This window comes from Mariprofundus sp. EBB-1 (assembly GCF_003665155.1).
Lineage (GTDB): Bacteria > Pseudomonadota > Zetaproteobacteria > Mariprofundales > Mariprofundaceae > Mariprofundus.
In genome coordinates, this window is the sequence record NZ_RCFQ01000016.1 from 49,648 (window position 1) to 61,259 (window position 11,612).

The following is an 11,612-nucleotide window of genomic DNA, read 5'->3' on the forward strand; positions in this document are numbered from 1 at the left end:
TGTGTTTAAGGTGTTATGCCACGCGCCGTCGTTTTTTTCGGTGAACCGAACCACTCTTTGCTATAACGCAAGCCAACCTTAGGAGCCATGTCCAGAGCCTGACGGGCAAACAGCGAGACGCTTTTGGTTAGCATGTACTCCAGGGTTAACGCAGAGCTGGGCTCTTTGGAAATAGTCTGTTCTACCGTCAACGTCATCTCCTCGGAGAGTCTGCGTCCTGCCTTCAACTTACCGCCTGAAGTATCGCCACCAATCTCGAACACATCGAGTCCAGTGACCTGTTTTACCTTACCCTGCACCTCCTGCATCATGGTGCCGGGGCCGAGAATAAATTCAGATGCGGTCATCAGATCGCTAACAGTATCGCTGCCAAGCGAGGCAAGCGGGCGACCAGTGGCAATGTAGGAGAATATTTCGGCATTGGACATCGCAGGGTCAGAGAAGAGCTGAGAATTCAGTTGATCGGCAGGGCCATCAACGATGACTCCGGCTGAAATATCTCCGATTTTTCGGGCTGCGATGACATGGATGGATGGTCGTTTGGGATCACCGGAAAAGACAACGCGGCTGCCCGGTTGAATATCGAGTTTGACACTGCGGAACTCAATTTTACCACTGGCCAGATCCAGTACACCGGTTAGCAGCGGTTGAGAAAGACTGCTGCCAAGATGTAATCGTCCTTTTGGTTTAAGCTGCATGCCTCTGCCATATATTTCGGAGTCGTCGTTTAACACCAGATTCAAGTCGATTTTCGTTAATGGCGTTTTTTTATTACTTGTTACCATCTTTGTTTCATCTGGCCATTGAAGATCAGTAGTAGGACCGGGAACCGGATCGGGTATTTCCAGACGCATACGGGTGACTTCAAGATCACCCTTGATGATGCTGATGTCTTGCTGCTCGGAAGTGGCAATGGTGCCGCTGACTGCCAGTTGTTGATCAGGCAGATCGATCAGAGAAAATTGATTGAACCGAATCTCCGGGATAGTGCGCTTATTGATGTCGATCAGGCCGCGCATGCTCAATTCGCCGCTACCGCTGTGCAGGCGCAGATCAGTATGGGGTTTCCCCTCCGTGATGGTGGTGTTGATATCACCTTTCATATCCAGACCAAATTCAGGTATGCCGAGGGCATCAAAGCTGATGTTGCTATTGCCACTGATAGCACTCAAACGCATCGGCATGCTCCAGCTTAAATCGAGGTTCGCCTTACCTTCAAAGGGGTCGATGCGTGGAAGCAGTGGTTGAAAATCAGACAGGCGGGCCAGTTTGAGCGCAAGCGATCCCGAACCATTTAATTGCTCAGGTAATTCCAGTTGCCACGGCTGCATGCTAAACCGCATCGAGAAGCGACCATGACTTGCTAATGATCCTTCTGCAGAAGCTTTTGCGTTGAGCTGCCAGGCTAGCCAAGGCTGTTGATAATCGAGTTTAAGACTGACATCGGCAAGTGTTAGTGCGCGACCATTCTTTCCTGTGAACATGGCATGCTTGATATTGAATGCAGGTGCTGTGAGATGAAATTGAGCAGTAGGTGATGTTGATTGGCCTGCTAGTTCGAGTGATAGATCACCCTTGCCTGAGAGATGATATTTCATGCCGCTCAACCATGGCTCATTGCCGCTGATAATCAGACCTGCCATATGCAAGGTGCCCTTGACCTGTCCATTTGTAATTGCAAAAGCAGCCTTGGCTTTGGCATCAAGTATGTGCAGGTCGGCATCGGATAAAAGGATGTTTGGGCCATCAATGTGCAATACCAGTTTGTCTGCCTTCAATAATCGGGCAGATGCGTAGTTCAGGTCTGCGCCGGTGATAGCAAAATCGAGATGCTCAAGATCGCTGATATCGACCTGAACCTTGGCGCGACTCTGTAGCCTGCCTTGTGAAGCCATGCTTACGCTCAGCTGATTGGACTTCAGATTGCTTGTTACACTCAACCTCTTCATCTCACGCCTGCCAGAGACCGACATACCTGTGGCTGTCAGTTGAGCACTTCCATGTGTGAGGTTGTGTTGAGCACTAAGCGTGAGTGTATCAATGTGAATAGATTCCAGTGAGATCCCGGCTGTTTTTGCTGTGAGTTGCAGGTGTGGGTCTTTGTAGCTGCCTTGCAGTTTTATATCTGCCGTAAGACTGCCGGAGGCTTGCGCTAAACCCGCAAAGGTAAGTGCAGGTGTGATGCTCTTGCCTGCGAGTTCTCCAGAGGCTGTGAATTGATCATGATCGCCCTGACCGCTGGCCTTTAAAATCAGTCCGAGCGCGCGCAAATCAGCCCTGTGTATCTTCCAGTGTGCTGCATCTCCCTCACCATCGATCTTTAAGCGGGCTATTAAACCGGCCAGTTCACCCTTGTCGATATCGCCATGTAGTTGCCATGTTTGATTATCCTGCTGCCATGATCCGTGGATGCGGCCGCTCAGTCGGCCAACGGCATTTTTCAACGGAGATATCCATTCTGCCAGTGTCATCTCTCCTTCTAATTGCGCTTGTTTGTAGGTGAGATGCAGCTTGAGTGATGCTCCACGTTCTTCGATCACGGCGGATAAACCGCTTTCGTTCAAACTGGCGCTGATATCCAGTGGTATTGACCTGATGAGCAAAGGGCTCATCGCTGCAGTTCGCATGTTCAGATTGACTTGGGAGAAGTCGGTTGGCGTGCTGAGTGTCCAGTCTCCTGTCAGTTTGGATGTGCCTGCTTGCGTTATTAGTGTGCCACTAGCCTTCAAGGTGCTGTTGTCGTACTGCCAGCGTGCTTCCAGATGGCCATCGGTATCACCGGAGATCATGGCTAGTTCGGCTTTGCCGCTATTTAGAAAGTGACCTGCTAGCGTGATGTCGAGTGTGTTTGTATCATCCCGTTTGAGGTTGTTACCCCGTATCAAATGGCCATCAAGCTTCCAATCAGCCATTGAACCGACTACATGCAATTTCAGATCCGCATCGGGCAGGCGCGCCTGCAATGCACCGGAAAGGGTTGTGCCGAAATTTGCTCTCTCTATCCGGATGTCGGTGAGCCGGGTTGTGCTGGAATCACTTTTTTCTACGATCAATTCGCCGACATGCATCGACTCCAATCCGATGGTGATGGCCGGTAAGGTGGCCGGGGAATCGTCATTCGCTTGAGCAGCCTCGATCATGCGTAGATGTACCTTGTCACTATCCAGCGTGGCGATGCTCAGTTTTCCGCTTAACAAACGCCATGGTGACCAGTCCAATATCACCGTTTCTGCGGTCATTGCCAGCGTGGGGCTGGTCAATAGCACTGCATCAGCAGTGGCTTGTGATAAGGGATGTCCGCTTAAACCGCGAATGGTTACGCTGCCATGGCTCAGTGTATGTACCGAGTCGGAAACCCATTGGCGTCCTGCACTGCTATCCAGCCAGAACCACAGACCGGTAGAGGCAGTCAGGCCGAGCATTGTGATTGCTGCGATAACAATCGAAGCCCGTCGCATCAAAATATATCTCCAAGGGTAAGGTAGAACTGAAAGCGGGCATCCTGTGTGCGCCTGTTCAATGGCAGAGCCAGATCAAGGCGTAAAGGGCCAGCCGGGGTTTGTATAATCATACCTGCACCAACCGACCAGACAGGTTGAGTTTTGCTGCCGATGGCCTGCCATATTTTAGCTACATCCCCGAACAGTACCGGTGAAAACCTTTCGGCTGATGGCATCAAGACCAGGTCCACGCCGCCAAAGGCCTTCATTAGTCCACCTGTTGCCAGTCCGTCAATGCCAGTAGACCCCAGCGAGTCGAGTGCAAATCCGCGTACACTGGTCGCTCCACCGGCAAACTGACGATATGTTTTCGGCACCGTACCCTGCAAATTAAGCGTGCGCCCGTAACCGACGCGGGGAGAGAGGAGAGCCCAATCAACAGGTTGATAAAACAGTCGCCCGGACACATTCATCACTGTCCATAGTCCGGTGCTATTCACGCGTAACGGCAAACCAACCCCTGCATTCACGCGCCAGCCACGTGAAGGCAGCATGCCACCACTCTCACGGGAAAAATGGACATCAACACGAGGGCCAAGGGTGATCAGTCCGATTCCTTCCTCGCGTACATTTTCGGCCTGCAGCGACAGGCGCAGGTAATCGGTGTGATGGAAATTCCATTGCCAGAAGGGGCCACCACTGACGGAGTCATAACGCCGTCCATCACTGTCAGCTCTGTAGTAGTCGATATTCATGCCGACCTGCTGGTTGGCGGCAGGCCAGGCCGGGCGCTTTAATGTGCCGCCAATCCCGGATGCAGTACGCGAAGCTTCACCACGCAGTGCGTATTCAATATTGCCCTGCATCAGACTGCGATCTACCCAGGCGGCAGCGAGCCCGAAACCGGCGTCCGTTGAGAAACCGGCATCACCGCTAAGTTTTCTCCAACCGGCCTCGGTGACGGTGATGCGAACCGGGACCTGATTGCCGGTCGCATGCTGAAGATCTGGCACAATCATCGCATGTTGATAACGGGAATCATCAGCCAGGTGCTGCATTGCTTCGTGCAGCCGTTGTTGGGCGGGCACCAGACCAGGTTTCAAGCGACTGATCTTCACGGCCAGTTCAGCTGCATACTGACGGGCACCTTCAACATGAATATCTGATATATAAAATAGTGGCCCGGGATTAATCTCCCAGATAATATCAACTTGCTTATTCTGTGCATCGGGGATGACGACAGCTTTACTAAATTCTGCCTTCAGATAACCGCGATCACGCCAAGACCAGTGCAATGCAGTTTTGGCGTTTTCATAATTCGCACTGACAAAAGCTTCGCCACTGAGCGGAACGGGCATCCGGCTGTCGGGTTCAGGTTTAATATTGATGAGACGAATGTGCCACAGTTTGCCTGCGTTTACGCGCCAGATCGCTTTTCCTTCCTCAATGAGGACTGCCACCTTGGCATCCAGGTAGCCTTCACTACGCAACCATTGCCGAATTAACAAAGAGTCCTGTTTCGCGACGTAGCCAACGATGGCTGAGCCGGCGGATGCTTTAAGACGCAAGGTGTCCATTTTTTTTAACAGGGAATCAGGAGCGGTAATGGGGCTGTCCAGAATATGGCCTGCATCACCAGCTAAAACAGGTGGCGAATACGTCAGCAGCAGACCCAGTACGATTGTCTGAAGGGCTAAGATGTGGTTATTTGTAGATTTAATTACTGCTATCCACCAATACATGATACGTCCACCTGTTATCAGCCATCTGAACTATGGTACTGAGACTGTCGCATCATCAACTGGATTGATTTTGCTGACAATAAAATAATATCAGTGTTAGGGGGGATTTTACGCACTGTACGGTGTGCCATTGTCTGCAATCGGTTGTCGAAAGCATGCAAAGGCATATGATGTGATCATCTGTTTGAATACAGCAATCAAGTTATTTTTCCTACCAAGTGACGGGGCAGAAGGTGTAGAACAGATGTTACAGGGAGTTTTATGTTAGAACGCTTTCAAAGTAATTATGAAACAATAATAAACCATATCATGCAATCTGACTTCTGGTGGCAGGTGATCATATTGGCATTCGCCGTGATTCTCGCCAGTTCGGTGCGTAGCTTCATTTTACGCTCGGAGGGTGAAGGGCGGGAGACAGCAGAAAGCAGACTGCGAAAGATGTCTCGCAAGGGTCTGCATCGCATACAATTTCCGATTTCGATGTTGTTGGTGACGTTGATCGGTAAAGCTATTCTCCAGAATCTTGATATACAGACGCCATTGTTAACGATTGCCACACCGTTGCTGCTTTCGCTGGCCGCCATTCGCATTCTTATATATATGTTGCGTAAAGGGTTTTCCAGTGGTCGCTTGGTCAAAGCTTGGGAGAGTATCATCAGTACAATGATCTGGCTGATGGTTGTCCTGCATCTGCTCGGCTGGCTTCCCAGCGTTATTTCAGCACTTGATGCATTCGCATTCAATCTTGGCGAAAGCCATATATCTCTATTGCTGGTAATTAAACTGATTTTGACGATTGCTTTCTTCTGGATGCTGGCGCAATGGCTGACCAAATGGATCGAACAACGGGTAAAACAGTCTGAGAATTTTAGCGGCAGTACTCAGGTTGCACTGGCTAAGCTCAGTAAATTTGTGCTGTTTGCCATCGCTATTTTCGTGGCACTGGATGCCGCAGGCATTGATTTGACCGCACTGACAGTGTTCAGTGGTGCGGTTGGTGTGGGTATCGGTTTTGGTTTGCAACGTATCTCAAGTAATTTCATCAGTGGTTTTATTCTATTGTTTGATCGCTCCATTAAACCGGGTGATGTGATTACCGTACGCGATAAATTTGGCTGGGTGCAGGAGTTGTGTGCCCGCTATATTGTTGTGCGTGACCGCGATGGTGTGGAAACGCTGATACCGAATGAAAATCTGGTGACTTCTGAAGTCATCAACTGGAGTTATACTGATTCAAATATTCGCATGAAGATACGTGTGCAGATCAGTTATCATGATGATCCGGAAGAAGCGATGCAGCTGATGCTTGAATGCGCCAACGCTTCCCCCCGTGTTCAGCATGATCCGGTGCCATTAACACGACTGATGGAGTTCGGTGACAATGGGATTGTACTGGAACTGCGAATCTGGATACTTGATCCCGAAAATGGATTGGGTGGTGTTAGATCAGAAGTGAATCTTGCTATCTGGCGGGCCTTTAAAAAGGCAGGCATCACTATTCCGTATCCACAGCGTGATGTTCACATCAGCTATGCTAATGATACTGGATTACAGCAAAAGGATGCACATAATGAATAGATTAGTGCTCGGTTGGCGAGAATGGGCCTCACTGCCTGGATTGGGCATTGTGGCCATCAAGGTAAAAGTGGACACCGGCGCTCGCAGTTCTGCACTGCACACATTTGAAATGGAACCTTTCAGTGAAGCTGGCATTGCCATGGTACGGTTTTCTGTTCATCCTTATCAGCATGATGCGTCGATAGTAAAGACATGCGTTGCCCCGCTGCTGGATGAACGTAATGTCACCGACTCAGGTGGTCACACCGAGCAGCGTGCGGTGATATTAACGTCGTTGGTATTGGGTGGTCTGCGTAAAAATATTGAGATCACACTGACCAACCGTGAAAATATGAAATTTAGAATGCTACTGGGTCGAACAGCTATGGCGGGAGACTGCATTGTAGATCCCAGACGTTCCTATCTATTAGGCAACCGGACGAATGAATTGAACAACGGAAGTTAAATATGATAATTGCAATTATGTAAGGAAATCCAAAACTCTATTCAACGAAGCGACTGGTTGAAGCGGCTAAAGAACGAGGCCATGAGGTGCACGTGTTTGATCACCTGCGGTGTTATATGAATATCACATCGATGCGTCCATCCATTCGTTATAAAGGTGTAAAAGTAGAAGGTTTTGATGCGGTTATTTCACGTATCGGTGCATCCGTCACCTTTTATGGTACTGCGGTTCTGCGCCAGTTTGAAATGATGGGGGGCTATCCATTCAATGAGTCGGTCGCCATCTCGCGTTCGCGTGACAAGTTGCGTTCCACCCAGCTGTTGGCGCGCAAAGGTATCGGCCTGCCGGTAACCGGGTTTTCCCACAATCCGGATGATATTGGTGACCTGTTGAATTCCGTAGGTGGCAATCAATTTGTCATTAAACTGCTGGAAGGTATGCAGGGTATCGGTGTGGTTCTGACTGAGAATAAAAAAGCGGCTGAAAGTATTTCAGGTTTTACTCCGATCACTTGAATAGCAGTAAAACTTTCTGGGCTTGGCAATATACGCTGGATTGTCTGGCATATCTGTGTTGAACCGTTCACATCATCAGGAGAGACGGTCGCGGAAATCCTCATAGGTAAAACGACGTACCAGTTCGAAGCTGTCGTTGCTGTGCCAGATGCCGATATCAGGATGACAGACACCATTGAACATGGTGGTTTTTACCATGGTGTAGTGAATCATATCCTCAAATACCAGTCGTGAACCAACACTCAGTTTTTCATCGAAGGAATAATCTCCAATGACATCGCCGGCAAGGCAAGAGGTGCCACCGAGTTTGTAGGTGTGTGGTTTCTCTTTAGCCACACCCGCGTTTGTGATCGCAGGGCGGTAGGGCATCTCCAGTACATCGGGCATGTGGGCTGTGGCGGAGATATCGAGAATGGCTACGTCGAGCCCATCGGTCGGTACAATATCGAGCACAGAGGCGATAAGCGGGCCGGTACGCCAAGCAATAGCACCGCCAGGTTCCAGATAGACCTCTTTATTCCACTTGTTTTTAAAGGCCTTAATGCGCTCAATCAGTAGGTCAACATCATAATCTTTGTGGGTCATCAGATGACCACCACCGAAATTGACCCATTGCAGGCCGGGAATGTAGGTGGCGAATTTCTTTTCAAAGGCATCAATCAGGGCAATGGAAGAATCCGCCATGTTTTCGCATAGGGCATGCACATGCATACCTTCGATTCCGGAGAGCGCTGCACTATCGATATGTTCAGGGCGTACACCCAGACGAGAGCCAGAAAAACATGGGTTGTAGAGGTCGGTTTTTACTTCCGAGATGCCCGGGTTCACCCGTAGTCCACAGGATATACCTGAATCTATGGCGCGCTGACTGAACTGATGCCACTGGTTCATCGAGTTGAATACGATATGCCCAGCCATGCAACAGATCTCATCAAACTCATCCTCGCGAAAAGCCGCCGAATAGATGTGATTCTCGCGCCCGAACTGCTCATTAGAAAGCTTTAGTTCATATAGTGAACTGGCCGTACAGCCCGGCAAGTAATCTTTGATAAGATCAAATGTGGACCACATGGCAAAACCTTTTAGTGCCAGAATAATCTTGCAGCCGGACTCCTCCTGAACACGTTTAAGCAGTTCGAGGTTTGCAATCAGCTTCTCTTCTTCCAGTACATAGCATGGCGAAGGCACCTGAGTGATATCCAAGCTCAAAGACTTTTACCGCAGAGTACGCAAAGTTTCGCAGAGTAGAAACTTAAATGGGGTGCACCGACTGCTCGTATGTGCTTATTGAATAGAACAACATCAGTGTTCATACGGCCTGTTAAAAATGCCTTGTGCCTTACTTTGCGCCAAGGTGAATTGCGTTTACGCAAGAGAATGCACCCTGGGGTGAACTCTGCGTCCTGAAGGTGAGTGTGTTTACACAAGAGAGACTCTCCTGGGGGATTGCGGTGAGTATTCATACTGGTAGTGCATCCACATCAATATCGGTTGCGATATCGGTCCAGGGCAGGCCATGTTCGTTGAGAGCTGCCATAAATGGATCGGGATCAAACTCTTCCATATTGTAAACGCCCGGTTTCATCCAGTGGCCCTGAATCATCATCATGGCACCGATCATGGCCGGTACACCGGTGGTGTAGGAGACACCCTGAGCATTGGTCTCTTTAAAACACTCCTGATGATCACAGATATTATAGACATAACGTGAAACAGGTTTGCCATCTTTAAAACCCTTGCAGATCACACCGATATTGGTTTTACCAACGGTGCGCGGGCCAAGGCTGGCTGGATCAGGCAGTAGCGCTTTCAGAAACTGAATCGGTACGATTTGCTGGCCTTGAAATTCAATCGGTTCAATCGAATCAAGACCGATATTACGGAACACCTCCAGATGTGTGAGATAGGCATCACCAAAGGTCATCCAGAAACGCATGCGTTTTACACCGTTCAGGTTTACAGATAATGATTCCATCTCTTCATGGTAGAGCAGGTACATATTTTTCGGGCCGACCTGCTCAAAATTGAACTGTTTTTTATACTGCATAGGCGTGGTCTCTATCCACGCGCCATTTTCAAAATAACGACCGTTGGAGGTGACTTCGCGGATATTGATTTCAGGATTGAAGTTGGTGGCAAAGGCGTAACCGTGATCACCACCATTGCAGTCGAGAATATCAACATAATCCATCGTATCAAAATGGTGTTTCTGCATATGGGCCGAAAAGACATTGGTAACACCCGGATCAAAACCGGAACCGAGCAGTGCCATCAGGCCAGCATCTTCAAAACGCTGGCGGTAAGCCCACTGCCAGCTGTATTCGAATTTTGCTTCATCCAGTGGTTCATAGTTGGCGGTATCCAGATAATGGGTGCCAGTTTCAAGACAGGCATCCATGATAGTCAGATCCTGATATGGCAGTGCCACATTGATGATCATAAACGGCTTCACGCGCTTAATTAACGCAATCAGTTCAGGCACGTTATCGGCATCAACGGCTGCTGTTTCAATACGGCGACCTGTTTTCTCATGCACTTCCAGTGCAATCTGATCGCACTTGGACTTAGTGCGGCTGGCCAGCCAGATGTCTGAAAACACACTTTCATTTTGTGCACATTTATGTGTCACCACGCGTCCAACGCCGCCGGCGCCAATAATCAGAACTCTACTCATGATAGACCTCAATATGTTGATTTCCGGATTCAGCCGGGCCGGAGAGTGTAATAGCAGTCAACAAGGCTGGGAATTAAAAAGTGATATTCCGTCTGTAGGGCTAAGGCGTTACACTAGGGCCATGTATGACTTAACCAATCTCGATCTGAATGAGCATCACGATATTCGCATCATTGGCGTGCCCTTTGATGGCACGGTTTCGTTTCGTCCCGGTGCTCGTTTTGGCCCGGCGGCCATGCGAGATGCTTCTGATGGCATTGAAACCTATTCGCCATATCTCGATGCTGATCTTGAATCGGTGCACTATGCCGATGCAGGTGATCTGGAACTGCCGATGGGCAATAGTGAAGCGGTACTCTCCATTATTCGGGAGGCTGTTGATGAGTGTATGGCCGATGGAGTGATTCCATTTATGCTGGGTGGTGAACATCTGGTTAGTCTGCCGGCGATTGAATCAGTGTTTGAAAAATACCCTGATCTGGTGGTGGTGCAGCTGGATGCACATGCCGATCAGCGTGAAGATTACCTGGGTGTGAAGCTTTCACATGCTTGTGTCATGCGGCGTGTGTCTGAATTTCTGGGTGATGAGAATATACGTCAGTTGGGTATTCGATCCGGCACCAAAGATGAATATGACCTGATGAAAAATTTTGCGACTCTAAGCACATTCCGTGAGGACGATCTCGATGCCTTGATCGGCTGGATTGCTGATCGTCCGGTCTATTTGACGGTGGATCTTGATGTGTTCGATCCAGCTTGTTTTCCGGGTACCGGCACACCAGAGCCGGGCGGCATTGATTGGTGGACTTTCCAGCGCTTTATTAAAGTAATGCAGGATTGTGATATTGTCGGCCTTGATGCGGTTGAGTTGGCACCGCAACTGGATACATCTGGCTGCTCATCCGTCCTTGCTGCCAAATGTGTGCGCGAAATGCTGCTGATCGCAGCGCCGTGATCATCAACTTATGGAAACTGTTCGTCGTTATTTAATTAAAAAAACCGGCCATTAGGTAAAGAGAGTATCCACTGGGCGACGAATACACAGAAAGAGAATTGCGAAGCAAGAGATGCTATCTTGGGGAACGAATATTAATCAGCGTAGTTTGTGAATTTTATTGTACTAGGGTACATTTTCTAGTTTTACTCGTTGTTAAAGAAGCTTGGTTTTTATGATGTTTATCAGATGTTCCGCACGTTATTACCCTGCCGTATCCTTCT

7 protein-coding genes and 1 pseudogene are annotated in these 11,612 nt (G+C 49.1%); 4 read left to right on the plus strand and 4 right to left on the minus strand.

Annotation, left to right across the window (positions count from 1 at the left end; all coding sequences use genetic code 11):
- Positions 1 to 5 precede the first annotated feature (5 nt).
- Both D8Y20_RS08130 and D8Y20_RS08135 read right to left on the minus strand, forming a co-directional pair.
- Complete coding sequence (locus D8Y20_RS08130) at positions 6 to 3,458, minus strand: translocation/assembly module TamB domain-containing protein (protein ID WP_121542562.1); 3,453 nt, start codon at positions 3,456 to 3,458, stop codon at positions 6 to 8.
- Positions 3,458 to 5,182 (minus strand): autotransporter assembly complex family protein, encoded by a 1,725-nt coding sequence (locus D8Y20_RS08135; protein WP_121542564.1) that lies wholly within the window; start codon positions 5,180 to 5,182, stop codon positions 3,458 to 3,460. The genes D8Y20_RS08130 and D8Y20_RS08135 overlap by 1 nt, the downstream gene beginning before the upstream one ends.
- A gap of 261 nt (positions 5,183 to 5,443) precedes the next feature.
- Between D8Y20_RS08135 and D8Y20_RS08140 the strand changes: the two genes are divergently transcribed.
- The 3 genes and pseudogenes from D8Y20_RS08140 to D8Y20_RS14030 form a co-directional block, all read left to right on the plus strand.
- Positions 5,444 to 6,760: a mechanosensitive ion channel family protein gene (locus tag D8Y20_RS08140; protein WP_236075345.1), complete on the plus strand. Its 1,317-nt coding sequence runs from the start codon at positions 5,444 to 5,446 to the stop codon at positions 6,758 to 6,760.
- Entirely contained in the window at positions 6,753 to 7,205 is a 453-nt protein-coding gene (locus D8Y20_RS08145; protein ID WP_121542566.1) for a RimK/LysX family protein, read from the plus strand. Before D8Y20_RS08140 ends, D8Y20_RS08145 begins: the two co-directional genes overlap by 8 nt.
- A 26-nt stretch (positions 7,206 to 7,231) precedes the next feature.
- Positions 7,232 to 7,696, plus strand: a pseudogene (locus D8Y20_RS14030) (30S ribosomal protein S6--L-glutamate ligase); the annotation flags it as partial.
- Positions 7,697 to 7,795: 99 nt separating this feature from the next.
- On the opposite strand, the gene nspC reads toward D8Y20_RS14030, so the two are convergent.
- Together nspC and D8Y20_RS08160 are read right to left on the minus strand one after the other, a co-directional pair.
- Positions 7,796 to 8,929, minus strand: coding sequence for a carboxynorspermidine decarboxylase (nspC, locus tag D8Y20_RS08155; protein WP_121542568.1), 1,134 nt, complete (start codon positions 8,927 to 8,929; stop codon positions 7,796 to 7,798).
- Between the two features lie 250 nt (positions 8,930 to 9,179).
- A complete protein-coding gene (locus tag D8Y20_RS08160; RefSeq protein WP_121542570.1) occupies positions 9,180 to 10,394 on the minus strand; it encodes a saccharopine dehydrogenase family protein in 1,215 nt (404 codons plus the stop codon).
- Positions 10,395 to 10,515: 121 nt separating this feature from the next.
- Between D8Y20_RS08160 and speB the strand changes: the two genes are divergently transcribed.
- Positions 10,516 to 11,349 (plus strand): agmatinase, encoded by an 834-nt coding sequence (gene speB, locus D8Y20_RS08165; RefSeq protein WP_121542572.1) that lies wholly within the window; start codon positions 10,516 to 10,518, stop codon positions 11,347 to 11,349.
- Positions 11,350 to 11,612 lie beyond the last annotated feature (263 nt).

Bases quoted from the DNA above. Each gene is read 5' to 3' on its own strand.
- D8Y20_RS08145 (WP_121542566.1), top strand. From the start codon at position 6,753: ATGAATAGATTAGTGCTCGGTTGGCGAGAATGGGCCTCACTGCCTGGA.
- D8Y20_RS08160 (WP_121542570.1), bottom strand. From the start codon at position 10,394: ATGAGTAGAGTTCTGATTATTGGCGCCGGCGGCGTTGGACGCGTGGTG.
- D8Y20_RS08135 (WP_121542564.1), bottom strand. From the start codon at position 5,182: ATGTATTGGTGGATAGCAGTAATTAAATCTACAAATAACCACATCTTA.
- speB (WP_121542572.1), top strand. From the start codon at position 10,516: ATGTATGACTTAACCAATCTCGATCTGAATGAGCATCACGATATTCGC.
- D8Y20_RS08130 (WP_121542562.1), bottom strand. From the start codon at position 3,458: ATGCGACGGGCTTCGATTGTTATCGCAGCAATCACAATGCTCGGCCTG.
- D8Y20_RS08140 (WP_236075345.1), top strand. From the start codon at position 5,444: ATGTTAGAACGCTTTCAAAGTAATTATGAAACAATAATAAACCATATC.